This window comes from Acinetobacter puyangensis (genome assembly GCF_900096995.1).
In the GTDB taxonomy this organism is placed as follows: domain Bacteria; phylum Pseudomonadota; class Gammaproteobacteria; order Pseudomonadales; family Moraxellaceae; genus Acinetobacter; species Acinetobacter puyangensis.
In genome coordinates this window covers 146,323-170,406 of the sequence record NZ_OANT01000001.1, presented here as the reverse complement: position 1 = coordinate 170,406, position 24,084 = coordinate 146,323, and the positions used below count along the sequence as shown (strand labels likewise).

Below are 24,084 nucleotides of genomic sequence, written 5' to 3'. Positions count from 1 at the left end.
TGATCAGCATTGCACAAAGCAGCCACTTTCGCTTCCTCATTGATCTTCCCTTTAAATTTAATATAATTCCGAGTCCCATCAACTTATGACTGTTATGGCGAAATACCGAATTCCCTTAAACAAAATACAGTAAATCTATGATCCGTTTTACGTCCGTATACTATTTAAACAATGATACCCTTAAAACTTGCAGCAACAATTGGCTTTTCCTACAGCATTTAATGTGACAATATTCAATACGCCTTGAAATCAATTGTGTATTATAGTAATAGATAAAATTTGCCTGAACTGTATCGATCTAAAACTGCATGGAATTGAAACGTTTATGAATATTCCGATTCGCCAAATCTCTGGCGTAAGCGAAGCAGCCGCACAACAATTAGAAAAATTAAATTTACTGACATCGCATGACTTACTTTTTCATTTGCCTCGTGACTATGAAGATCGCAGCACTATTATCAATATCCAGCAAGCGCATGTCGGACGCACTGTGTTATTACAGGGAGAAGTCAAATCAGTCGATTTTCCGGCAGGAAAACGCAAATCCATGGCAGTGCTATTACAGGATGGTACAGGCAAGATTACCTTACGGTTTTATCATTTCTATAAGGCATTGATAGAGCAACTCGCCATGGGTCAAATGGTCCGAGTCTTTGGAGAGGTACGTCTGGGATCGCGTGGACTGGAAATTTACCATCCTGAAATCCAGAACGTCAATGATCAGGTGCCGCAACCCAAGCAGCAACTCACTGCCATCTACCCCACTACCGACGGCTTAAAACAGCAAAAATTACGACAAATTATTGATTATTGCCTAAAACATTATGCCAATAATTTACCAGAACTCATCCCCGAAGGCTTGGCAAAAAAATATGATTTAAAACTGGCACTTGACTATATTCATCACCCTCCAGTCAACAGCAATGTACAACAATTGCGTGAAGCCCGCCATCCCGCCCAGCAACGTTTAATTTTTGAGGAACTGGTTACACATCAGCTTAGTCTATTACAACGACGGCATTTTATGCAGCAGATCCATGCTGCCAAAATACACCCCAGTAAAGCCATCTTAAAACAATTTCTGGCACAGTTAAGTTTTCAACCCACTGCCGCCCAAAGTCGGGTGACACAGGAAATTCTGACCGATTTACAAAAAGATAAACCCATGCTGCGTCTGGTACAGGGCGATGTCGGTGCCGGAAAAACCGCGGTTGCTGCCATGGCAGCGACACATGTATTGGAAGAAGGCTGGCAAGTGGCTATTATGGCACCTACCGAAATTCTGGCAGAACAGCATTTTATCAATTTTGCCAAATGGTTTGTGCCATTGGGGTTTGATGTGGTGTTTCTGGCCTCAAAACTTAAAACTCGAGAAAAAAATAAAGCGCTGGCACAGATCAATGACGGTACAGCGCAAATCGTGGTTGGAACACATGCCCTGTTTCAAGAACAGGTACAATTTCAAAAGCTCGGCTTGGTAATTATTGATGAGCAACACCGCTTTGGTGTGGATCAACGACTGGCTTTACGCGATAAAGGCAATCTGGGTCTGACACCACATCAACTGGTGATGACTGCCACACCAATTCCCCGCACGCTTGCCATGAGTGCGTATGGTGATCTGGATACTTCAATCATTGATGAATTGCCCCCTGGTCGAACACCGATTCAAACCGTTGCCATGCCAATTGATAAACGAGAACAAGTGTTACAACGTATTTATCAAAACTGCGTGGAAGGCAAACAGGCTTACTGGGTCTGTACACTGGTGGAACAATCGGAAAGTCTGGATGCACAGGCAGCCGCAGTGATTTTTAATGAAATGACAGAAAAATTTCCCGATTTAAAAATTGGCTTGGCGCATGGCAAACTGAAACCTGAAGAAAAACAAGCCGTCATGCAGCAGTTTAAAAACAATGAATTACAACTGTTAATTGCCACAACAGTGATCGAAGTCGGTGTAGATGTTCCCAATGCCTCAATTATGGTGATTGAAAATGCCGAGCGGCTGGGATTATCACAATTGCACCAATTGCGGGGACGGGTTGGTCGGGGTTCACAGCAAAGTTTCTGTGTATTGCTGTATAAATCACCGCTTTCACAAAACGGACAGGCGCGTCTGGATATTTTAAGACAAAGTAATGATGGTTTTGAAATTGCCGAACGTGATCTGGAGTTGCGGGGTCCGGGTGATATTCTCGGCACCAAGCAAACCGGTAACCTGAATTTTAAAGTTGCCGATCTGCAACGCGATGAATATTTATTGCTCAAAGCACATCAGATTGCTTCCGATATGATTCAGCAAACACCGGATAAAGCCGAAGCATTAATTCAACGCTGGTTACCGGAAGCACCACGTTATGCATTTGTCTAGCTTAAATTTTCTCGACTGGAACAAGCATGTACCATGTTGTTTATGCGGTGAATCGCGTGCAATACAGCATAGCGTATGTCAGCAGTGCTGGGACAGTTTGCCGTGGCAGAAACAGCACATCCGTCGGCATGACATCGAATGTTTTGTCAGTTGCCACTATGACTTTCCAATCAACCGTATCATTCATCAATTCAAACAACAGGGAAAATTTGAATTTATTGAACTTTTAACTGCATGTTATTTAGAACAGCCAAAACCCCGGATTCAGGCGATTGTACCGATGCCGATTGCCACCGAAAAACTCATCCAGCGTGGTTTTCATCCTAGCTATTTGCTGGCAAAAGCCTTATCGCAGCACTGGCAAATTCCGATCTGGCAACCTGTATCACGTCATGATGGTCATGCGCAGCGGGGCTTATCCCGTGCAGATCGCCTGAGCAATCTGCTTGATCAATTTTATCTGAATACCAAGCATTGCCGTTACAAACATGTATTAATGCTGGATGATGTGATTACCACCGGCGCCAGTCTGGCTGCATTACAACAACAACTTGAACAATTGGGCTGTAGCCAGATTCAGTCAATGTGCTTATGTGATGCAGCGCACTGAGCTTGCCACCATGGAATAATCAGTTCTCTGGTTAAAGGTGCCAATAGATAGTCATCTTTTTGTGCTATATCCAGCCATAACATTTCTGCCAGCTCTGCCTGAATTTGCGGTTCACCTTTGATCGTGACCCAAAAAGTATGGCTCACCAGTTGATGATCTGGCTCATTGGCCGCCTGCGTATGATAGGTCTGGATAAAGCGCAGTTGCGCAACCTCACACCCGATTTCTTCCTGAATTTCCCGCTTCAAGGCTTGCTCTGCTGCTTCATCTACTTCCAGTTTGCCACCAACCTGCATAAAAGCACGGGTATTCTTTTTCCGCACCAGCAATAATTGCCCCTGCTGATTGGCAATAATGGCGGAAGCGACAGTAATTGTATTAAGGTTCGACATTGCTATTTTGCCATTTTGCTTCAGGTGGCTGATAGTTGGCAAAAGCATTTAATATGTTTTCGATATCATCAGATTGCGTTAACATTTCGGCGTAGCGTGTCTTGGTAAACTGTTTGTCTACCATATGCTGAATCATCTGTAATAATGGATCGTAATAGCCATTGGTATTCAAAAAGGCACAAGGTTTTTGATGAATCCCTAATTGCGCCCAAGTCCATTGTTCAAAAATTTCTTCCAGTGTACCTGCACCGCCTGCCAATGCCACAAAACCATCAGACAACTCGGCCATTTTTTGTTTGCGCTCATGCATGTTATTAACAACATAGAGTTCGTCAATACCAGTATGTGCAATTTCCCGATCAACCAGATGCTTAGGCATCACACCCAGCACTTTACCACCATGCGCCAGTACACTATCGGCAACTGCACCCATGAGCCCGACTTTACCACCGCCATACACCAGCGTCAGACCTTTTTTTGCCAAAACTTCGCCTACGGATTGCGCAACTTGAATATAAATAGGATCATTACCTGCGGACGAACCACAAAAAATACAAATTGATTGCATATAATTTTAAACCTAGCATTCATCGATTGGTCATATCGCCATAGTATAAACCTAGGGCCGACTAGCCATTGTTAAATTGGTGCAGGAGTAGGACAAATTTTCATCAAATGAAGTATGGCCTTCATCAGATCATCAATTTTGCTGAATAAACAGCGTCAACTTTTTACGAAAAATATTTTTTAGCTAGTGATTTTTACCCTAGAGCTTGACTACAATAGGCAGGTTTATTTTTCCCATTGATCATCGCGCAAGGAAGACTGATATGTTAGAAGCCTTTTATGCCACTGAGCGCGGTAGTTTGGAAGACGTCACCATTAATGGTGGCTTCGATTTACATCAAGATTTGGCCTGGATCGATCTGATTGCGCCGACGCAGGAAGAGCAACAGTGGATTCTGGATGCCTATAAACAAAATCTTCCGACACTCAAATCATTAGAAGACATTTCCTCATCAGCGCGTTTTTATCGTGATGATGATGGCATTTTGCACATCAGCACCTACTTCCTCACCAAAAATAAAAATTTTCAGGTCGATGGGGAATTGGAAGATCTGGAAAATACGCTGGCGGCAACAGTCCATACCGTTGCTTTTTTGCTGGATAAAACCCGGCTGATTACCCTACGGGGAGAGAAACTGGTGGCTTTCCGGGCGTTTCGTGCCCGTGCTCGACGCAATGATTATGATATGGATTATAAAGATCCTGTCTGGATCTTACTGGGATTATTGGAAGCCAAACTGGATGAGCTGTCAGACATTCTCGAAGATACCCATAAATATCTGGAAGAATATTCGGCCGAAGTATTAAATAACCATCACCGAGAACAGATTCTTGATCTCGATGACATGATTACCCGACTTGCCCATCAGGAAGATATGCTGGGAAAAGCACAACTGTGTTTGACCGACCTACGCCGTGTGTTGACCTTTCTTTCTCGCCCCCGGGCGTTAGGCAGTCATATCTATGATGCCGATATTCGCGAGATGAACGAAGATGTGCGTTCATTGCTGGAACACAATACCTTTCTATTCCAGAAATTAAAATTCTTGCTCGACATCACCACAGGTTTTGCCAATACCGAAATGAATGAAACCTTTAAACGTTTCTCGATTTTACCAAGCATGCTGGCACCACCCATGCTGGTGGCAGGTGTTTATGGTATGAATACTGATATCCTGCCTTTTGCACAAGGCCCGATGAGTTTTGTCATGGTCTTTGGTATTGTATTATTCTTCCTGACTGCACCAATCATTATCTTTAAATGGAAAAAGTGGATTTAACTAATCCACTTTTAGCCAGTTACATTTTTGTGTCTTAGATTTTGCTATTTGTTATTGTACTTTGCCAAACAAATACAGACAAAACTGCGCCTGAATTTTAAATTGATCCCGAGCTTCCAGTACTGCCCGCTTATCTGCCTTGGCTTTCCATGCATAGGGTGTCATGGCAATTAAATCTTTGAGCTGTTGCTGATTCAAGCTTAAATCATCGGTAATAAGATGCTGTTCAATAAGCTCAAACTCTGGCTGTAACTGACTGATAAATTTTTCCGGTTCATGCACCTTAACCTGATCAAATAAGGCTTCACGCATGGCATATAAGTGCAGCGATGCAGGTGTAGCAACCAGCAAATAGCCCTTTGACTTCAATACACGCAACATTTCAACTTTTGGCAATGGGCTAAAAAAACTGCTACACAACTGTAACGACTGATCCTGTACTGGAAGTATCGCACCTGTACCGACCACCCAAACCACCTGCTTCTGCGTATCTTGTTTTGCCGCAATCTGTACCGCAGATTTGGCAATATCCACCGCAATTAAATCTGGAATCACCTCGGCCATTGCCTGTGTGTAATAGCCTTCACCACAGCCAATATCAATAGCCGACTGGATATTCAACTGCTGTAGTACTGCAACAATTTCTTGCTGTAAGCTTTGATAAAAGCCGGCGGTTAAAAAACGTCGACGGGCAGTTACCGCCTCGGGTGTATCTCCAGGTGATTTACTGTGTTTATGCTGGACTACATGCAAATTGACATAGCCCTGTTTGGCCTGATCATAACTATGACGATTACTACATCGCCATGTCTTATCCTGAAGTGTCAGGCTTTCCCGGCACACAGGACACATTAAATTCAGCGTCATTCAGGCTTTCTCGTGTAAATTTTTTAAATAAGCTTTGGCTTGCACACCCACAAAGGTCCGCCCGGCATTCTCACCCTGAATCCATTCGTCCACATCAAATAAATCAAATAAGCCAATTTTTACCAATGTCGGTACGGCAACTTTTAATTCTTGTTCTACTGCACTGCGTTGAGCTGCGTCATGTTCATAACGATTGTAAAGTGCAATATTATGCAACATGGTTGCCACCGTTCCGGTTTGAACACGGCTACCATCTTTTAACGTCACTTGGGGTAAAACTTCCCCATCTTCAACCACTTTATGATTAATTTGTGATAATTGATCTGATCCGGAAATTTTAGACATGTCTACACGCTTCCTGTTTTTGAAATTTCAAATATTTGATTAAACATTTGTCTGGTCTGCTGCGCGATCTGCTCATTATAGCCATCGACCAGAAAACGACTGATTAATCCTTCTAATAGGGTATAAAGCAAATCCGCAAGGTCTATTATGCCAGATTGCGGATTGCAATAGTGGCGAATCAGTTGATATAGCCATTGTTTATGCATCCTTGAAATTGCAATGATTTCGGTTTGTTCTACATTGGCTTCGGCCACTGCACGTACAAATAGACATCCCTTAAACGTATCGGTCTGGAACCAGTTCAGATGCCAGTCGAAAATTTTATTTAAAGCATCTAATCCTTCTGCCTGTCCAATATAATCCGTTAACGCTTGCCTAAAACGTTGATCTCTGCCTTGCAACACCGACTGTACCAACTGATTTTTATTTTTAAAATAGGTATACATGGTGGTTTTTGAACAGCCCGATTCATCCCGTATTAAATCCACGCCTACCGCAGTAAAACTCTGTTGATTAAATAAGCTTTCCGCTGTGCTTAAGATTTTATCTGCCGACTTTGACGCTTTGGATACATTAGACCCCATAAATTTCCTTTATAAAAAATAGTACAGATCTGTACTATTTAAAATAATAACGCTATGATCATCAAAAATCAATCCGAATACACCATCATGGCTTTTTACCTACAACATAAAAAACGGCTGGCGTCATTTTTCCAGCAATCTGAGATTTTACGTAGTTTAATCGGTGGGACAGCCAGTATTTTTGCATTACTCTGGTTAACTCAATTCAGCCAGCACGTCTGGATTATGGCACCTTTCGGTGCAAGTTGTGTCATCCTCTATGCTGTTTCTCAATCGCCTTTGGCACAGCCTAGAAATGTCATTCTAGGGCATTTTATCTCGGCATTGATTGGTTTACTGTTCCTAAAATTCTTTTCCACATCCATGCTCAGTATCGCCTTTGCTGTGGGTTGTGCCATTGCCGCCATGCAACTATTAAAATGCGTTCACCCGCCTGCTGGTGCAAATCCATTGGTCATTTTACTGACCGCCAATACTGTACAGTACGACTGGAGTTTCTTATTATTTCCAACTTTATCGGGCGCCCTACTTCTGGTGCTGATTGCATGTCTTGTCAATAATATCGGTAGTCAACAGAAATATCCGGTACAAGGATTTGCATGGTTTAAAAAATAAGTGAATTTAATAACTTATTTTAAATGCATTCAATAATATTCTTCTCTCATCATTTAAACTCTACCACACAAATAAATAATTTAATTTTTATATAAAAATTAAGAACTTATCATATTTTAGTGCTGATCCTATGTCCAAAATACTGTCTAGGATCACCTTTTTAAGAGATTTCAAACAATTATCAATAATTCTAAATTCCGCACCTCTCATTTCTAACGTCAGTTTTGGTTTATCTACTTTAGAAATATTTGAGTCATTTGAACTGCTACAACCTATAAGAAAATATGTTAAAATAATAAGCATAAAAAATTTTCATTTTTAATGTTCCACTTAGGTTTTTTTATGCAAAAATTATTAATTGCAATAAGTTGTATCATATTATCGTCTCTGGCTTTCGCTGATCAGCAAATTCCAAGAAGTGTATCAGGTGATAAGGGAAAATATTATTTGATTAAACAAACTAAATCTGGAGATATTGTTTCCACTCTACATAAAAGAGTAGGAGTAGATAGTATTGGTTATACCTCATTACAAATAAATTGTAAAACTGGTCAAATGAAAGAAATTGGTTATAGCGAAGTATCCCCTCAAGCCATTAAACCAAATCCAACAAAATGGTTTGACTTAGTAAGAGGATCAAGTAAATATGACTTGTATAAATTCGTGTGTAAAAATTGAGGTTACTTTAAATACTTAAGCTATCAATACCTATACTACTTATTAGTTTATTAACGGCTTGTGCAAATGCTCCGGTTAGTAATGATCTAGCGAAAACTGTACCTCAAGATAGAATTATAGATAAGTCATATACACTTCCTGATACACAAAAAATTGATGTAATTATTAAAAGAGATGGTGGACATGTAGGATCGGCGTGTACTACACAAGTTTTAATTGATAAACATGAGATTGTTAGATTAAAACGAGCTGAAAAAATTAGTATTCTTTTAACACCAGAGCAACATATTATCAGTGCTCAAAATCTAGGAATGTGTGGTGGTGGATTAGTAGAAACACAAATTGATTTATCATCAAAGAAACCACTAACTTTACGTATTGGATCAGACGGTAATGGAACACTACGAATTCAACCAACAGTATTTTAATTAATCTTATAAGTTATTTACTGTGATTAATGTTCTCATTTCAAATAACCTTTCAAACATAAAAACCTGCAATTTCTATAACAAAATTGCAGGTTAATATAGATTGCAAGCTTAACGTAATTTTAAAGTCATCAAGCCCACGACCACCAGAATGATGGTAATAATCCAGAAGCGGATCACCACCTGGGTTTCTTTCCAGCCCTGTTTTTCATAATGATGATGTAAAGGGGCCATTAAAAATACCCGTTTTTGCCGCATCCGTAACGAGCCAATTTGCAAGAATACAGAGATTGCTTCCATCACAAAGACACCGCCCATGATGGCAAAGACAATTTCCTGACGTACCATTACCGCAATCGTTCCCAGCATTGCACCAAGTGCCAATGCCCCAACATCACCCATAAAAATTTGTGCAGGATGTGCGTTATACCAAAGGAATGCTAGACCTGCACCAATCATGGCTGCACAAATCACCACCAGTTCAGAGGCATAACGAATATAAGGAATGTGCAAATAATTGGCAAAACGTACATCACCAGCCAAATAAGCAAATACGCCCAAACCCGCGGACACCAGAACAATTGGCATAATTGCCAGACCATCCAAACCATCGGTTAAGTTGACTGCATTGGACGCACCATTGATCACCAGATAGGTAAATGCAATAAATGCCAGACCAAACGGAATCACAGACAGTGGAATACTGATATTTTTAAAGAACGGGATCAGCAAATCCAGCATATTGGCTGTCACTACGGGATTGCCCTGCTGCATTGCTATCAGATATAAACCAATCCCTGCACCTAATGAACCAACTGAAGTCCAGAAGAATTTCTTGCGGGCAGGTAAACCAGCATTGTCTTTATAACGGATTTTAATCCAGTCATCCGCCCAGCCTACTGCACCGAAGATCACCATGACACCCAGCACGATCCAGACATAAGGATTGCGTAAATCTGCCCAAAGCAAGGTACTAATACCAATCGAAAGCAGGATTAACACCCCACCCATGGTCGGTGTTCCCATTTTTGCAGCATGATTTTCCGGCGCAAAGCTACTTACAGCTTGTCCGTATTTAAGCGCACGCAGCTTACGAATCATGACCGGACCCAAAAACAGTCCAATCCCCAAAGCAGTTAAAACGCTTAATAAAGAGCGTAAGGTGAGATAACGAACAACCTGAAAGGAACTATGGTAACCTGCCAGTTGCTCAAACAGCCATAACAGCATTTAAAATTTCTCCATCAATGCCACCAATAGATCTTCCATATGGGTATAACGTGACCCTTTAAACAGAAAGCTCATTGGCTGTGGTTGATGCTTATTAACAATCGTCAACAGGGCTGTCAAAGCATCATGTTGATTGCGATAAGCTGAACAATGCGCAGCTTTTGCGCCATCGACAACAGTTGCAGCGTATTCGCCAACTGCGACAATATAATCCAGTGATTTTTCTGCCAATGCCTGTCCTAAAGCAAAATGTTCGGCTTGGGCGTCTTCACCCAATTCACCAATATCACCGATCACCATGACCTTGATACCATTTTGCTGGGCAAGGACATCAGCAGCCGCACGCATGGAATTCGGATTGGCATTATACGTATCATCAATCAATAAGTATTGTTGATGTTGAATAAAATTCAGACGTCCTTTTGCACCTTTGGCTTGTGCCAGTCCTGCTACAATATCTTCCAGACTCACTTGCATGGCCAGTGCAAAAGCTGCTGCCGCTTCGGCATTGTGCACATTATGTTCACCAGCAAAAGGTAATTCGATGTGGACTTTACCCTGTGGCGTAATTAAATCAAAACTTGAAGACTGCGCATGAAGCTGGATATTGTCGGCATAAATATCGCCACCTTTGCCAAAGCTGAGTTGACTATAACCTTGTGCTGCTTGACGGATCGGTTGAACAAAATCATCTGCGGCCGGAATAATCGCAATTCCACCGGTTTTAATGTGTGGGTAAATTTCCGACTTTGCCTTACAAATGCCTTGTCGTCCACCAAATTCACCCAAATGCGCAGTACCAATATTAATAATACCAGCCACATCAGGCTGTACCAGATTCGAAGTATAGTCAATTTCCCGCTGATGACTGGCACCCAATTCCATCACTGCATAACGATGCTCATCAGGACGTAACTCCAGCAACATCATCGGTACACCCAGATCATTATTCAGATTACCGCGTGTGACCAGCGTAGCGCCCAAACGGGAAAAAATACTACCCAGCATTTCCTTGGTGGTGGTTTTACCACTACTACCGGTTAAGGCAACCACGTTTAAATGCTGACATTGCTGGCGGCGATAGGCACCCAGATGTCCCAATGCCAGACGGGTATCGGCAACAATTAACTGTGGAATAGATAAACCTGTGATTTCACGCTGTACAATCACACAGGTTGCACCCTGTTCGGCCACTTGTTGCACAAAGTCATGTGCATCAAAGCGTTCACCTTTTAACGCTAGAAAAGCATCACCTGCTTTTGCCTGACGAGAATCGGTGAGAATACGTTGAATCGAGAATCCTCCGAAATCTCCCCTAGCCCCTCTTTGAAAAAGAGGGGAACTCCTCCCTTTATTAAAGGGAGGTTGGGAGGGATTTAATGGAAAAAGCCACTGCCCTTGAGTTGCCTGTTGTAGCTGATCGCTAGACCACGGCACTAGAGGCGCAGTGCTAGTTGTAGAGGTATGCATAAACGTTCCTATTGCGCAGGATAAGCCGATAGCGATAAATGATGTGGTGTATCAATGGCAGACTGCACTTCAACCACATCATCAAACCAGTGTCGAACACCATCAATTTCCTGATAATTCTCGTGCCCTTTGCCTGCAATCACCACAATATCACCGGGCTGTGCATGTTTTATGGCAAACTTGATTGCCTCACGTCGATCATGAATTTCCTCGACCTGATGACCATTAAAATTAATCCCGGCTTTCATATCCGTAAAAATTTGTACAGGATCTTCACTGCGTGGATTATCTGTGGTCAAAATTACTTTATCCGCATGATTCAGAGCAGCTTGAGTCATTTCCGGACGTTTGCCGCGATCACGATCTCCACCACAACCAAATACCGCCCATAATTGGCCTTCAACATGATGTTGTAAGCTGCTCAATACTTGCTCCAATGCATCCGGCGTATGTGCATAATCAACAATAAATAAACGTCCCTGATCGCTGATGGTTTGCATACGGCCCGGAGCACCTTTAAGCTGTGGAATCAGGGCAATAATATCAGCCAAGGCAAAACCCAGTTTTTCCACACAAATGATCGCAGCCAATATATTTTCCACATTAAAATGGCCTAACAGTGGACTCGCAACCTGATATTGACCGGAAGGACTATCCAACACGAAAGTTGCACCGGATAGACTAAATTCTAATGCTGAAACACGATAATCTGAGCGTGCTTCAGACAAGGCATACAACCAGATATCTGGCTGGGCTGGATTGTTTTTTGCGTGTTCCATCATTAAAGCAGCATGATGATCATCATGATTGATCACCACATGTTTTAAGCTTGGAAAATCAAATAACCTGGCTTTAGCTTTGGCATAGTTTTCTAACGTTTTATGATAATCCAGATGATCACGGCTTAAATTGGTAAATGCAGCAACCTCAATCGGCGTACCGGCCAAACGGCCTTGTTCAATGCCATGTGAGCTGGCTTCCAGTGACAAAAACTTTGCCCCTTGCCGACTAAAATCATAATACATTTGCTGAAAATGCAAGGCGTCCAGTGTAGTATGACTAGATGCCTGCAAATTGGGTAAAATGCCATTACCGGTCGTTCCCATCACTGCGGTTGCTTGGCCGAGTAACGTTAATAATTCTGCAATTAGTCGTGAAACTGTGGTTTTGCCATTTGTCCCCGTCACAGCGACAGTACGCGCCAGTGTTTGCGGCTGCTCAGCCTGAAGAAATGCCTGTTGCAAGCCACCCAAAATTTGTCGCAGATTGGCAACAAATAAAATACTGTCATGCTCTTCAACCACAATTTCGGTTAATACCCCAATCGCCCCCTGTTGCAGGGCTTGCTGAATATAATGCTGCGTTGCAGTTACATCATTATTTAGACCCTGCAATGCAATAAAAATATTGCCTGCCTGCACTTTGCGACTATCCAGACAAAAGCCAGTAAAGGATTGCATTGCCCAGTCAGGAAGCTGCTCATCATGTCGGAAAATCTCAGATAATGTGGTCATGATGTGTTTAACTTCCTTTTGGTGTTTCCAATGGTCGATCAAGCGGTACATTCAGCAAGCGTAAAGATTCCTGCATGATTTTGGCAAAAACTGGTGCAGCCACCAAACCACCATAGTATTTACCTTGTGGATTCTCGACCACCACAATCATGGCAATACGCGGATTACTGATTGGTGCAACTCCGGCAAACAAGGCACGATATTCATTTTGAGAATAGCCTTTGCGGTCGGCACGTAATTTATGTGCTGTACCGGTTTTCCCGCCCACACGATAACCGGGAATAACCGCTTGTCGTGCCGTACCGCCAGGCTGAGTCACCGCTTCCAGCATATGCAATACAGTATCGGCAATTTCCGGCGCAACCACCTGTTCGCCTTTGGGTTGTTCAGAGACTTTATATAAGGTTAAAGGAACTTCTACACCATGATTGGCAACCATCGCATAAGCCTGTGCCAGTTGTAATACTGTGGCATTTAAACCATAACCATAGGACATGGTCGCCACTTCGGATACATTCCATTTACTGGGTGGCAAGATTAAACCTGCACTTTCACCCGGGAAACCCACCGCCGAGCGTTTACCAAAACCAATTTTCTTGTAGAAGGTCGGTAAAGTGGAATAAGGTAACGATAAAGCAATTTTTGAAGCCCCCACGTTGGAGGATTTAATTAATACCCCGCCCATGGTCAATGCACCATAATTATGGGTATCACGAATGGTATGATTACCGATCCGCATTGAACCGGGGCTGGTATTAATAATCGACGTCGGCTGGAATTTGCCACTTTCCAGTCCCATCAACACGGTAAATGGCTTCATGGTGGAACCGGGTTCAAACGAGTCAACAGCGCCACGATTCCGCATCGCATCCTGATTACTTAGCCCCTTTGGATCATTGGGGTTATACGATGGCCAGCTACTCATGGCCAGAATTTCACCGGTTTTGACATCGACTGCAATCGCAGTGGCAGAACGCGCATTATTGGCAACACCTGCCGCGGTCAATTCACGATACATAATGTATTGCAAGCGTGAGTCAATACTCAGGGTGATATTCTCGCCACCATTGCCCTGGGTAATCACTTCTTCAACCTTTAAGCGATTACCTTTACGATCCCGAAGTACCCGCTGCTCACCATCGATACCGGCCAGGCGTTTATTCAACTGCATTTCCAGTCCTTCAATCCCCATACCATTACTATTGGTTAAACCAATAATCTGTGCATTTGGCTGGGGCTGCGGATAATAGCGTTTATAATCTTTCTCGGTATAAACACCCTGAAATTTATGCGCCATGATGGCATCGGCCTGTGCAGGCGGCACTTGACGTTTTAAAGGCAGATAACGGGAACGTGCCCGACGTTGCATATCCTGCTGTAATTTGGCTGCATCAATCCCCATCACCTGAGCCAGTTCATTCAGGTCAAAATTTTTCTTGGGTAATGCTCTTTTTAATCTGGCATTCTCCGGATCTTTTTTAATTTCCTCGGAAATTTTTTCAAATTGTGCCTTGGCCTCGAAATAATCTTTAGGATCAATCACGACCGTCATTACTGGCGTACTGATCGCCAATGGCACACCGTGACGATCACTAATCACGCCACGCATTGCCCTGACCACTTCGGTATGTGAAATATTAGCATCGGCTTTTTCTTGCAGGAAATCGCTATCGAGGATCTGTACCCAAAATGCACGGCCAATCAATAAAATAAACGCAGCACATGCAGCAAACCACAATAAGCGAAAACGCCACATATCCTGCGCGAGTGTAGGCTTGGCACTGACAGCATTTTTCCGCTGTTTCGTTTTTTTTGTAGGAGCAACCATTGCTGTGTCTTTCGCCTCACATCATTATTTAGTTGAAATTACGACAGTTTGAGTCGCAGGGGGCGAATACATACGTAATTGTGTCACCGCACGGGAACCGATCTGGGCTGTCGCACCAAAGGTTTGCTGTTCGATCAGCAAACGTCCCCATTCTGCATTCAAATCATCTTTTTCTTTCATTAAATTATTATAGCCACGATAATCATGGCGATAATTAAACACCTGATTTACCACCATAAATGCACTGCCCATGATTGTCACAATGATCAGCAGAATGATCGCCACCTGTTGCAGGATACTTTTTTCAATCAATTTATGGTTTTTAATCATCATATTTTAATCTTCCAAACGCTCTGCGACACGTAACCATGCACTACGGGAACGAGGATTCTGTTTTATTTCCACAGCACTTGGTGCAATCCGTGCAATTTTTTTCAGGGTACGAGTGTCTTTTTGTGCCTGTGGCATACCCCACTCTTGTTCGGGCAGGGTGGATTCCTTTTGAATAAACTGTTTGATTAAACGATCTTCCAACGAATGAAAACTAATCACGGCAAGACGTCCATGGGACTTTAACATGGCAACGGCTTGCGGTAAAAATGTTTCAACATCGTCCAGTTCTTTATTAATGGCAATACGAATGGCCTGAAAAGTTCGGGTCGCAGCATGTTTATGTTTTTCCCATTTGGGATGGGCAACTTTTACAATCTCGGCCAGTTGCGCAGTGGTTTCAATCAAACCCGCCTGCTTAATCGCTCGAGCAATGCGGCGACTATAACGTTCTTCACCATATTTAAAAATAACATTGGCAAGATCAGTTTCATCCATGGCCACTAACCATTGCGCTGCGGTTTGTCCCTGTGAATTGTCCATTCGCATATCCAACGGTCCATCATGCATAAAACTAAAGCCGCGTTCGGCTTGATCCAGTTGCGGAGATGACACACCGAGATCCGCCATAATGCCATCAACAGATACGATCCCCAATTGCTGTAATTGTGCTGCAAGATCGGCAAAGCTGGCATGCACAATCTGAAACCGTGAATCCTCACTGGCAAGTTCAGCCCCTGTGGCCAACGCCTGCGGATCTTTATCAAAAGCAATCACTTTTGCATCTGCGTCCAGACGGGATAATAATTCACGGCTATGTCCACCCCGACCAAAAGTCGCATCGACAAAAATACCGGTTGTTTTTTGTCCCAAAACGGCATCAACAGTTTCATGGAGCAGGACGGAAATATGAGACATGTATAATCAACAATTTAAAGTAAGACGAACCCAAGTTTAAGTCGCTAATTATTCAATGATTAGCAAAAATGACCAAGCGGCTTTTTGTATATAATTTTAAAATTATGCAACTTTGGGATAAATTGTCGGTAATTATACGCTGATTTTAGCGCTTATTGCTTCATTCCCTTGGTATTTTTGCAATTTCTCTGCAAGAAAGGCTATTAATAGACTTACTCGTTTCGGTAAATGTTCCTGTTGATAATACACTGCATGGATATTCTGATCATACAAGGTATTGTATTCTTCCAGCAATGCCACCAGTTTGCCCTGTTTTAAATCTTTTGCCACTAAAAACTGTGACAAACACGTAATACCATTACCCAGTAAAGCCAGTTGCCGCACTGTTTCTCCATTAGAAGCTTTTAATTTAGGCTGGACCGTTAAAAACTGATCATTGATTTTTAATGGCCAAGTATTCAGACTGGGAACTTTACTAAAACCAATCAATTGATGATGTAATAAATCTTGCACTGTTTCTGGATAGCCTGCTCGCGCCAGATATTCCGGGCTTGCCACAATGTATAAGCGACTCCGACACAATAGTTTTGCATGTAGACTGGAATCATTGAGTTGGCCAAAACGAATCGCCACATCTGTTTTTTGTTCAAGTAAATCAATCACCTGATCATTACTATTTAATTCAATTTCAACACATGGATAACGCTGCATAAACTCCTGCATTAATGGCGCAATCACATGTAATACAAACGGTGTGGCCGAATCAACACGAATTAATCCTGAAACTTCATGATCAAAGCGTAATAAAGCATCTTCTGCTTCGCCAAGATCATTGAGAATTTTGCGGGCTTTATCCAGAAATAATTGCCCTTCCTGCGTCAGTTTTAATTTACGTGTGGTACGTTCCAGCAAAGTCACAGCCAATTTGGATTCCAGACGCTGTAAAGCCCGGCTTAGTCCCGATGTGGTTTGGTTCAACTGCTGTGCTGCATGCACAATCGAACCTGCATCAACAATGGTGACAAAGGCAAGTAATTCTTCAATCGAGGATTTCATTTGATCACGTCACTTTATTGTTGATTTTTAGTCAATAATATTTTGCAGATCATCTGGTTTTTTTGCAACAAAAATCCAAGCAAAATACCTATCAAGACAAGACTGCATATGCTATGCAGTCTAATATCAGAGATAAAACCTGAGGTAAAGAAAGATGACTATTCCAAAATTTGGCGTTGGTACATTTCGTTTAAAAGACCAAGTGGTGATTGATTCGGTCAAAACCGCCCTTGAGGTCGGTTATCGTGCCATTGATACTGCACAAATTTATGACAATGAAGCACAGGTGGGTCAGGCCATTGCCGAAAGTGGTATCGCCCGACAGGATTTATTTATTACCACCAAAATCTGGACAGACCATTATTCGCGTGAAAAATTAATCCCAAGTTTAAAAGAAAGTCTGCAAAAGTTAAGAACTGATGCGGTCAATCTAACCCTGATTCACTGGCCCGCACCCAAACAAGGTTTTTCGATTACCGAGATTGTAGAAAATCTTTATGAAGCACAACAACAAGGTTTAACGCAATATATTGGTGTGTCTAATTTTAATATTGCCGAAGTACAGCAAGCGATTGATGCGGTAGGCAAAGAAAATATTATCACCAATCAGATTGAACTTAGCCCGTATCTACAAAATGAAAAAGTGGCAAATTTCTTAAGCAGCCAGAATATTGATGTCACCTCCTATATGACCCTAGCCTATGGCAAAGTTCTAAATGACCCTGTATTACAAGAGATTGCCCAACAGCATCAAGCCAATAGCGCCCAAATTGCTTTGGCGTGGGCATTACAAAAAGGCTATGCGGTGATTCCATCTTCAACCAAACGGGAACATCTAATCAGTAATCTACAGGCACAGGATATCCGCTTAAATGCAGATGAAATGCAACTGATCGCTGCGCTTGAACGCAATGGCCGGGAAGTTGATCCGGAACAACTGGCACCACTCTGGGATTAAGGTTTTTGCGATGAAGCTCAATTTTCCCTTACTTGCACTGGCAATTGGTGCATTTGCCATCGGTACGACCGAATTTTCACCGATGGGTTTTCTCCCACAAATTGCACAAGGCATGGATATTTCCATTCCACAAGCCGGTATGCTCATTACTGCCTATGCGCTGGGTGTGATGATTGGTGCACCGCTGATGACCCTGTGGTTTAGCCGGTTTCCACAGCGTAAGGCCTTGATGTTACTTATGGTACTGTTTACCATTGGTAACTTACTGGCAGCCTTTGCACCCAATTATCTGGGTTTAATGGCGGCACGGATCATTACCAGCTTAAATCATGGTGCTTTTTTTGGGATTGGTTCGGTCGTTGCGGCCAGCCTCGTCCCCAAGGATAAACAGGCCAGTGCGGTGGCGACCATGTTTATGGGTTTAACCATTGCCAATATCGGTGGTGTACCTCTCGCGACATGGTTTGGACAAAATGTGGGTTGGCGTATGTCCTTTGCAGCGATTGCAATTTTAGGTGTACTCACCATCTTATCACTATGGAAAGCCTTACCCCAAGGTCAGGCCGGACATCCGCCCAACGTCAAACAGGAACTCAAAGTCCTGACGCGCGGACCTGTTATTCTGGCATTACTCACAACAGTCATGAGTGCAGGCGCTATGTTTACCCTGTACACCTATATTGCGCCGAGTTTAAAAAACTTTAACAATGCCACCCCCCTATTGATTACCATTATGCTGATTTTAATTGGCATTGGCTTTTCCATCGGTAATCATTTTGGTGGGAAATTTGCCGACCGCTCAATTGACAAGACTTTGATCGGCTTTTTAGTATTGCTGATGTTGATGATGGTACTTTTCCCATTTTTGGCCAAAACAACCATCGGTGCCGCTATTGCGTTGGTCATCTGGGGTGCAGCTGCCTTTGCTGTGGTGCCACCATTACAGATGCGTGTCATGTCTGTTGCCCACGATGCGCCGGGGCTGGCATCTTCCGTCAACATTGGAGCCTTTAATCTGGGTAATGCCATTGGCGCAGCAGCCGGTGCAGCAGTATTGAGTCTGGGCTGGAGTTATGCAGCTGTTTCCTTTGCGGGTGCAATGTTGGCTGGATTGGGTTTAATATTGGTGTTTTTCCAAATGAAGAATATTTCTCAAACACTTACCCAATAATATTGATCATTGCACAAGTTTATCCATAAGCTTGTGCATAACCATTTACTTATCCACAGTCAAACCAAAGCGACGTAAATTTTCCTGTTCATAAGGTGCATCTTCAGCCGGATAACGTAAGCCGTCTAGACCATATACTTTGGCGATCTGCCAGAGAATACTTTCACCGGCGGGCAAAACATTGAGTTGAATTTTATATACTGGATCCCTATAGGCAGCATCACTATCAATAAATTGCCAGCCCTGTTGCCGAAATGCGGTGATCACATCGCCGAGCCATGCAGCGTTAATCGCACGCACATGCAGTAACAATACATGCTTGGGTGAACGTCCCAACGTTTTTTCTGCCAAACCATCATAATAAGCAGCCCGATCTAGCAAATGCGCAATATAAGCCTGTTTTAATTTGCTTAAACTGTCTTGATCATTGGCAATTTGATATTGCATAAACAGCTGATTGTAATACCAGTCACTGGCATCAATACTCACCGCACCCGATTGATAATGATGCTGCGCCAGCCATTGTCTTACGCCATCTCTTTTTTGCTGAGTATTGCCTTCTTTTAAAAAAGGAAAACGATAACGTGACACAAATCCCTGCAACTGCTTAAAGTAACGATCTCCACGTTGCATACTGTCTAAATACGCCGCCAAGCTAACATCATCATGATTTAAATTCTGGTGAAGATCACTATGGTTACCGATTCGATGCCCTTGCTGTCCCCACTCAGCCACTAAAGCCAAGCCCTGCTTATCACCAATTTTACTGAGTGATGGAAATAGAATCACTTTGATCTGGTTTTTATGCAAGGTCGTTAAAATATCATGATTAATCCGTTTGGCCTGTACTTCAATTTTTGGATTTAAACCATCATCAAAACTTAAAGCCAGTTGTTTGGCAGAGGCAAAGCCACTGAATAATAAAAATAGTATTGCTAACCAATGCTGCATGTATATTTCCTAGAGGAAAATTATCGGTATAAGATACCCAAACCAACCCAATACATATCAAAAATATATGATTTCAATAAAATTGGCTGTAAAAAAACAATGATGTTTAACAAATTAAAGAAGAATATTCTCAATAATAGGTATATCATTAAATTTACTTTATCTTAGTACCAAATAATAGTACTATTTATAAAAAGAATTTGTGATCTGATCAATGAAAAAAACAGCATCAAAAAACTTTAGAAGCCATTTTTAAAAACCAATATCTGGGAACATTGCATGGAAAGACATTGAGTCGTTATTTAAGGGCTTAGGTGACGAAATTGAAGAACGTGAAGGATCACGTATTGCTGTTATTTTATTTGGTCAGGTAAAGGTATTTCATCGACCTCATCCACAACCAACCACGGATAAAGGTGCTATAGCATCTATAAGAGCGTGGCTTAGTTTAAATGATGTTACATCATAAGGAGTCAGTAATGATTAACATATTAAAAGTTGATGGCTACTCTGCTGTAGTGAATTATGATCCTGATATTGATATGTTTCGTGGAGAGTTTACCGATCTAAACGGCGGTGCTGATTTCTATGCCACAACGATTGATGATCTAAAAAAAGAAGCAAAAATTTCTTTAGATACATTTTTAACTGTTTGTAAAGAACGAAATATCGAACCAATAAAAACCTATTCTGGTCGTTTTAATACACGCATTCCATCTGAATTACATAAAAAACTTGTGCTGATTGCTACAGTGCAAGGAAAAAGTATTAATGATTTTGTTAAACAGGCGATTGAAAAAGAAATTATTGAAGCTGAAACAACTTAATTTAATTCATTTTGGAAAACTAAAAATAAGAAAACCAGCCCGAAAGCTGGTTTTTATCAAATGGCAATTAACCACTAATTTTCTTATATTTTGCTCGTTTGGCAACGGCATCATCACCTAGACGAGAAGCGCGATAAGCTTCATATTCTGCATAGTTACCTGTGTAGAATTCTGGCTTTTCATTTTCAAAAGACAAGATATGTGTCGCAATCCGATCAAGGAACCAACGGTCATGCGATACCACCATCACGGTACCCGGGAACACCAAAATGGCATCTTCCAGCGCACGTAGGGTTTCAATATCCAGATCGTTTGATGGCTCATCGAGTAAGATAACGTTTGCGCCCATTTGCAGGATTTTAGCCAATTGTAAACGGTTACGCTCACCACCGGACAACTCACCAACACGTTTTTGCTGATCCTGACCTTTAAAGTTAAAGCGACCAATATATGCACGAGATGCAATTTCATAGTCACCAATTTTCAGGATATCCAAACCACCGGAAACTTCTTCCCAGACAGTTTTGTTGTCATCTAGCGTGTCACGAATCTGACCGACATAAGCCACTTTTACAGAGTCACCTAAAGTCACAGTACCGGTATCAGGTTGTTGTTCGCCTGTCATCATACGGAATAAGGTGGTTTTACCTGCACCATTTGGACCGACAATACCCACAATTGCGGTAGGCGGTACGGTAAAAGTCAGATTTTCATAGAGTAAACGGCCATCAAAGGATTTACTGATTCCTTCGACTTCTACTACTTTATTCCCCAGACGAGGGCCGGGTGGAATATAAATTTCAGAAGTTTCGTTACGTTGCTGGAATTCTTTCGAGTTCAGCTCTTCAAAACGTTCCATACGGGCTTTGTTTTTCTTCTGCTGACCTTTGGCATTGGAACGAACCCATTCCAGTTCTTTTTTCAATGCCTTGGCAAAAGATTCTTCCTGTTTGTTTTCCTGCTCTAAACGGGCATTTTTCTGTTCCAGCCAAGAAGAGTAATTGCCTTGATAAGGAATACCATGTCCACGGTCAAGCTCAAGAATCCACTCTGCCACGTTATCGAGGAAGTAACGGTCATGGGTAATCGCCACAATGGTACCAGAGAAATCTTTCAGGAAGCGTTCCAGCCATGACACCGATTCAGCATCCAGGTGGTTGGTTGGTTCGTCCAGTAACAGCATGTCTGGCTTGGACAGCAACAAACGGCATAGCGCCACACGGCGACGCTCACCACCGGAAAGCAAGTTAACATCCGCATCCCAAGCCGGAAGATTTAATGCACCAGCCGCCTGTTCCATCTGGTTATTCAGGTTATGTGCATCCCAAGCATGAATAATCGATTCCAGTTTTTCCTGCTCTTTGGCCAACGCATCAAAATCGGCATCTTCGGCAGCATATTCTGCAAATACTTCATCCAGACGTGCCAACGCATCCAACGGTTCACGCAAACCATCTTCAACATTGCCACGCACATCTTTATTTGGATCTAATGGTGGTTCTTGTTCTAAATAACCAATTTTAATGCCCGGTTGTGCCCGTGCTTCACCCGAAAAGTCTTTATCGACACCTGCCATAATACGCAGTAAGGTCGATTTACCTGCACCGTTTAAACCCAGTACACCAATTTTTGCACCCGGGAAAAATGATAAAGAAATGTCTTTTAAGATGTTGCGCTTGGGCGGCACCATCTTGGACACTCGGTTCATCGTGTAAATATATTGGGCCACGTAGGACTCCTAAGTTAAATCAGTCAATGCCAAAAAATGGCAACATACAAATGCCGACTATTATACGATGAAATACGGGATAAAATATCAAATTATTGGAATTAAACGCATCTGAATGTTTCTTCTTGATTATGAAAAGCATTCATATCAACAGATTCAGATAAAGCATTTCTTTGGGCAAGACATTTATTCTATGCTGGGCTTGTCCAACGCTCAATTCAGGAAGTTAATTGAAGCGTAAATAAAAACTTAATTCGGTAACAATCAAAGGGATTTCAATGTGATCAATACAAATAAGACAATCGACTTTGCCATTATAGATGCCCATATCCATCAATGGGATCCCTATCATACGCCGCATCCTGCACATACACTGGTTAAAATTTTCGGTGATTATCCCGGTGTCATGGATAAATTGTTGCGTCTGGTCAAACCCCAACCCCTCATTGATACCATCGGCTCAACAGCACATATTCTTGCGCCCTATTTACCGCAGGATTATGCCAAAGATTTGCAACACTATCGGGTGGACAGTGTGGTGCACATTGAAGCCAACTGGCATGACCATAAAGGTACTGGTGTAGTGGGCGAAACCCGCTGGATTAACAGCCTCCCCTTTGCCCAGTACGATATTCAACTGGGTGCCATTGTGGCTGCTGCTGATCCTCGAGATCAGCAGTTCAAAAAAATTCTGGATCTGCATCAACAGGTCAGCCCTGTATTTCGGGGAATCCGTAAAATGGCCTCTTATCATCAGGACAAAGGTATTTATCGCTGGTGTGATCAGGCGAATTTATATCGAGATAAGAAATTTTTAACGGGTTTTGAAGAACTTGCCAAACGGCATCTCAGTTTTGATGCATGGGTATATTCCAGTCAACTGAATGATGTGATTGAGCTGGCAAAACAGTTTCCAGAAACCGCAATCGTGATTGATCATCTGGCCACACCTGCCGGTTTATTCGGTCCGGTTGGAAAAACCACAGGCCAAATCCAACAAGATCGACTGAGTATTTTTGTCCACTGGAAAGAGCATATTGCCCGACTTGCCGAACATCGTAATGTATATGCCAAAATTTCCGGGCTGATGATGCCAGTATTGGGCCATGATTATTATCGTAAAGGACAACATGCCAGTGTAGACAAGATGATTCATCTACTATCACCACTGATCGATCATGCCATTCAAGTGTTTGGTATCGATAGAATTATTTTTGCATCAAACTATCCAATGGATAAACCCAATGCCAAGCTAGTCGATATTATCACGGCCTATCTGGCAATGATTCGTCCTTATGGTGATCAAGCATTACAGGCAATCTTTCGACAAAATGCCAAACGTTTTTATCAGATGGTTTAGTT

The 24,084-nt window shown here is 42.3% G+C and carries 24 protein-coding genes; 10 read left to right on the top strand and 14 right to left on the bottom strand.

Features of this window, described 5'->3' with window-relative positions:
- Positions 1–325: 325 nt before the first annotated feature.
- Both recG and CRO21_RS00745 read left to right on the top strand, forming a co-directional pair.
- The gene (gene recG, locus CRO21_RS00750) at positions 326–2,374 is read left to right on the top strand and encodes an ATP-dependent DNA helicase RecG (RefSeq protein WP_097077452.1); all 2,049 of its coding nucleotides are present in this window, start codon (positions 326–328) and stop codon (positions 2,372–2,374) included.
- Complete coding sequence (locus CRO21_RS00745; RefSeq protein ID WP_141398104.1) at positions 2,367–2,984, top strand: ComF family protein; 618 nt, start codon at positions 2,367–2,369, stop codon at positions 2,982–2,984. The genes recG and CRO21_RS00745 overlap by 8 nt, the downstream gene beginning before the upstream one ends.
- Here CRO21_RS00745 and CRO21_RS00740 read toward each other — a convergent pair.
- Both CRO21_RS00740 and CRO21_RS00735 read right to left on the bottom strand, forming a co-directional pair.
- Entirely contained in the window at positions 2,951–3,376 is a 426-nt protein-coding gene (locus CRO21_RS00740; RefSeq protein WP_097077450.1) for an NUDIX hydrolase, read from the bottom strand. The genes CRO21_RS00745 and CRO21_RS00740 overlap by 34 nt on opposite strands.
- Positions 3,363–3,944, bottom strand: coding sequence for an LOG family protein (locus CRO21_RS00735; RefSeq protein ID WP_097077449.1), 582 nt, complete (start codon positions 3,942–3,944; stop codon positions 3,363–3,365). Before CRO21_RS00735 ends, CRO21_RS00740 begins: the two co-directional genes overlap by 14 nt.
- A 262-nt stretch (positions 3,945–4,206) precedes the next feature.
- Between CRO21_RS00735 and CRO21_RS00730 the strand changes: the two genes are divergently transcribed.
- Entirely contained in the window at positions 4,207–5,223 is a 1,017-nt protein-coding gene (locus CRO21_RS00730; protein ID WP_097077448.1) for a CorA family divalent cation transporter, read from the top strand.
- Between the two features lie 51 nt (positions 5,224–5,274).
- On the opposite strand, the gene CRO21_RS00725 is transcribed toward CRO21_RS00730, so the two are convergent.
- The 3 genes from CRO21_RS00725 to CRO21_RS00715 are packed head-to-tail and all read right to left on the bottom strand — an operon-like array spanning position 5,275 to position 7,019.
- A complete protein-coding gene (locus CRO21_RS00725) occupies positions 5,275–6,090 on the bottom strand; it encodes a putative RNA methyltransferase (RefSeq protein ID WP_097077447.1) in 816 nt (271 codons plus the stop codon).
- Positions 6,091–6,435, bottom strand: coding sequence for a DUF7709 family protein (locus CRO21_RS00720; RefSeq protein WP_097077446.1), 345 nt, complete (start codon positions 6,433–6,435; stop codon positions 6,091–6,093).
- Between the two features lie 2 nt (positions 6,436–6,437).
- The gene (locus CRO21_RS00715; RefSeq protein ID WP_097077445.1) at positions 6,438–7,019 is read right to left on the bottom strand and encodes a TetR/AcrR family transcriptional regulator; all 582 of its coding nucleotides are present in this window, start codon (positions 7,017–7,019) and stop codon (positions 6,438–6,440) included.
- 87 nt (positions 7,020–7,106) lie between these two features.
- On the opposite strand from CRO21_RS00715, the gene CRO21_RS00710 reads away from it, so the two are divergent.
- Together CRO21_RS00710 and CRO21_RS00700 are read left to right on the top strand one after the other, a co-directional pair.
- A complete protein-coding gene (locus CRO21_RS00710) occupies positions 7,107–7,634 on the top strand; it encodes an HPP family protein (protein ID WP_097078092.1) in 528 nt (175 codons plus the stop codon).
- 342 nt (positions 7,635–7,976) lie between these two features.
- The gene (locus tag CRO21_RS00700; protein WP_097077443.1) at positions 7,977–8,312 is read left to right on the top strand and encodes a hypothetical protein; all 336 of its coding nucleotides are present in this window, start codon (positions 7,977–7,979) and stop codon (positions 8,310–8,312) included.
- A gap of 539 nt (positions 8,313–8,851) precedes the next feature.
- Here CRO21_RS00700 and mraY read toward each other — a convergent pair.
- The 7 genes from mraY to CRO21_RS00665 all read right to left on the bottom strand — a co-directional run bounded on the left by mraY (position 8,852) and on the right by CRO21_RS00665 (position 17,086).
- Positions 8,852–9,970, bottom strand: a complete 1,119-nt coding sequence (gene mraY / locus CRO21_RS00695) for a phospho-N-acetylmuramoyl-pentapeptide-transferase (RefSeq protein ID WP_097077442.1) — start codon at positions 9,968–9,970, stop codon at positions 8,852–8,854.
- Positions 9,971–11,440 carry a UDP-N-acetylmuramoyl-tripeptide--D-alanyl-D-alanine ligase gene (locus CRO21_RS00690; RefSeq protein WP_097077441.1) on the bottom strand — a complete coding sequence of 490 codons (1,470 nt, stop codon included), beginning with the start codon at positions 11,438–11,440 and terminating at the stop codon, positions 9,971–9,973.
- A gap of 8 nt (positions 11,441–11,448) precedes the next feature.
- On the bottom strand, positions 11,449–12,954 hold the full coding sequence (locus CRO21_RS00685) for a UDP-N-acetylmuramoyl-L-alanyl-D-glutamate--2,6-diaminopimelate ligase (protein ID WP_097077440.1): 1,506 nt from the start codon (positions 12,952–12,954) through the stop codon (positions 11,449–11,451).
- A gap of 7 nt (positions 12,955–12,961) precedes the next feature.
- Positions 12,962–14,782: a penicillin-binding protein PBP3 gene (ftsI, locus tag CRO21_RS00680; RefSeq protein WP_097077439.1), complete on the bottom strand. Its 1,821-nt coding sequence runs from the start codon at positions 14,780–14,782 to the stop codon at positions 12,962–12,964.
- 24 nt (positions 14,783–14,806) lie between these two features.
- A complete protein-coding gene (gene ftsL, locus CRO21_RS00675; protein ID WP_097078091.1) occupies positions 14,807–15,112 on the bottom strand; it encodes a cell division protein FtsL in 306 nt (101 codons plus the stop codon).
- 6 nt (positions 15,113–15,118) lie between these two features.
- The gene (rsmH, locus tag CRO21_RS00670; protein WP_097077438.1) at positions 15,119–16,030 is read right to left on the bottom strand and encodes a 16S rRNA (cytosine(1402)-N(4))-methyltransferase RsmH; all 912 of its coding nucleotides are present in this window, start codon (positions 16,028–16,030) and stop codon (positions 15,119–15,121) included.
- A 132-nt stretch (positions 16,031–16,162) separates the two neighbouring features.
- Complete coding sequence (locus CRO21_RS00665; RefSeq protein ID WP_097077437.1) at positions 16,163–17,086, bottom strand: LysR family transcriptional regulator; 924 nt, start codon at positions 17,084–17,086, stop codon at positions 16,163–16,165.
- Between the two features lie 154 nt (positions 17,087–17,240).
- Here CRO21_RS00665 and dkgB point away from each other — a divergent pair, with 154 nt between their 5' ends.
- A complete protein-coding gene (gene dkgB, locus CRO21_RS00660) occupies positions 17,241–18,044 on the top strand; it encodes a 2,5-didehydrogluconate reductase DkgB (protein ID WP_097077436.1) in 804 nt (267 codons plus the stop codon).
- 10 nt (positions 18,045–18,054) lie between these two features.
- Positions 18,055–19,215, top strand: a complete 1,161-nt coding sequence (locus CRO21_RS00655; protein ID WP_097077435.1) for an MFS transporter — start codon at positions 18,055–18,057, stop codon at positions 19,213–19,215.
- Between the two features lie 45 nt (positions 19,216–19,260).
- Here the strand turns inward: CRO21_RS00655 and CRO21_RS00650 are convergent, their stop codons facing one another.
- Positions 19,261–20,166, bottom strand: coding sequence for a polysaccharide deacetylase family protein (locus CRO21_RS00650; RefSeq protein ID WP_097077434.1), 906 nt, complete (start codon positions 20,164–20,166; stop codon positions 19,261–19,263).
- A gap of 262 nt (positions 20,167–20,428) precedes the next feature.
- On the opposite strand from CRO21_RS00650, the gene CRO21_RS17860 reads away from it, so the two are divergent.
- Both CRO21_RS17860 and CRO21_RS00640 read left to right on the top strand, forming a co-directional pair.
- Positions 20,429–20,635, top strand: coding sequence for a type II toxin-antitoxin system HicA family toxin (locus CRO21_RS17860; protein WP_213064395.1), 207 nt, complete (start codon positions 20,429–20,431; stop codon positions 20,633–20,635).
- Positions 20,636–20,645: 10 nt separating this feature from the next.
- Positions 20,646–20,993 carry a type II toxin-antitoxin system HicB family antitoxin gene (locus CRO21_RS00640; RefSeq protein ID WP_097077433.1) on the top strand — a complete coding sequence of 116 codons (348 nt, stop codon included), beginning with the start codon at positions 20,646–20,648 and terminating at the stop codon, positions 20,991–20,993.
- 67 nt (positions 20,994–21,060) lie between these two features.
- Here the strand turns inward: CRO21_RS00640 and ettA are convergent, their stop codons facing one another.
- The gene (ettA, locus tag CRO21_RS00635; RefSeq protein WP_097077432.1) at positions 21,061–22,722 is read right to left on the bottom strand and encodes an energy-dependent translational throttle protein EttA; all 1,662 of its coding nucleotides are present in this window, start codon (positions 22,720–22,722) and stop codon (positions 21,061–21,063) included.
- 280 nt (positions 22,723–23,002) lie between these two features.
- On the opposite strand from ettA, the gene CRO21_RS00630 reads away from it, so the two are divergent.
- Positions 23,003–24,082 (top strand): amidohydrolase family protein, encoded by a 1,080-nt coding sequence (locus tag CRO21_RS00630; protein WP_228150328.1) that lies wholly within the window; start codon positions 23,003–23,005, stop codon positions 24,080–24,082.
- Positions 24,083–24,084 lie beyond the last annotated feature (2 nt).

Excerpts from the sequence above, each read along its gene's own strand:
- recG (WP_097077452.1), top strand. The coding sequence starts at position 326 with ATGAATATTCCGATTCGCCAAATCTCTGGCGTAAGCGAAGCAGCCGCA.
- CRO21_RS00740 (WP_097077450.1), bottom strand. The coding sequence starts at position 3,376 with ATGTCGAACCTTAATACAATTACTGTCGCTTCCGCCATTATTGCCAAT.
- CRO21_RS00735 (WP_097077449.1), bottom strand. The coding sequence starts at position 3,944 with ATGCAATCAATTTGTATTTTTTGTGGTTCGTCCGCAGGTAATGATCCT.
- CRO21_RS00730 (WP_097077448.1), top strand. The coding sequence starts at position 4,207 with ATGTTAGAAGCCTTTTATGCCACTGAGCGCGGTAGTTTGGAAGACGTC.
- CRO21_RS00725 (WP_097077447.1), bottom strand. The coding sequence starts at position 6,090 with ATGACGCTGAATTTAATGTGTCCTGTGTGCCGGGAAAGCCTGACACTT.
- CRO21_RS00720 (WP_097077446.1), bottom strand. The coding sequence starts at position 6,435 with ATGTCTAAAATTTCCGGATCAGATCAATTATCACAAATTAATCATAAA.
- CRO21_RS00715 (WP_097077445.1), bottom strand. The coding sequence starts at position 7,019 with ATGGGGTCTAATGTATCCAAAGCGTCAAAGTCGGCAGATAAAATCTTA.
- CRO21_RS00710 (WP_097078092.1), top strand. The coding sequence starts at position 7,107 with ATGGCTTTTTACCTACAACATAAAAAACGGCTGGCGTCATTTTTCCAG.
- CRO21_RS00700 (WP_097077443.1), top strand. The coding sequence starts at position 7,977 with ATGCAAAAATTATTAATTGCAATAAGTTGTATCATATTATCGTCTCTG.
- mraY (WP_097077442.1), bottom strand. The coding sequence starts at position 9,970 with ATGCTGTTATGGCTGTTTGAGCAACTGGCAGGTTACCATAGTTCCTTT.
- CRO21_RS00690 (WP_097077441.1), bottom strand. The coding sequence starts at position 11,440 with ATGCATACCTCTACAACTAGCACTGCGCCTCTAGTGCCGTGGTCTAGC.
- CRO21_RS00685 (WP_097077440.1), bottom strand. The coding sequence starts at position 12,954 with ATGACCACATTATCTGAGATTTTCCGACATGATGAGCAGCTTCCTGAC.
- ftsI (WP_097077439.1), bottom strand. The coding sequence starts at position 14,782 with ATGGTTGCTCCTACAAAAAAAACGAAACAGCGGAAAAATGCTGTCAGT.
- ftsL (WP_097078091.1), bottom strand. The coding sequence starts at position 15,112 with ATGATTAAAAACCATAAATTGATTGAAAAAAGTATCCTGCAACAGGTG.
- rsmH (WP_097077438.1), bottom strand. The coding sequence starts at position 16,030 with ATGTCTCATATTTCCGTCCTGCTCCATGAAACTGTTGATGCCGTTTTG.
- CRO21_RS00665 (WP_097077437.1), bottom strand. The coding sequence starts at position 17,086 with ATGAAATCCTCGATTGAAGAATTACTTGCCTTTGTCACCATTGTTGAT.
- dkgB (WP_097077436.1), top strand. The coding sequence starts at position 17,241 with ATGACTATTCCAAAATTTGGCGTTGGTACATTTCGTTTAAAAGACCAA.
- CRO21_RS00655 (WP_097077435.1), top strand. The coding sequence starts at position 18,055 with ATGAAGCTCAATTTTCCCTTACTTGCACTGGCAATTGGTGCATTTGCC.
- CRO21_RS00650 (WP_097077434.1), bottom strand. The coding sequence starts at position 20,166 with ATGCAGCATTGGTTAGCAATACTATTTTTATTATTCAGTGGCTTTGCC.
- CRO21_RS00640 (WP_097077433.1), top strand. The coding sequence starts at position 20,646 with ATGATTAACATATTAAAAGTTGATGGCTACTCTGCTGTAGTGAATTAT.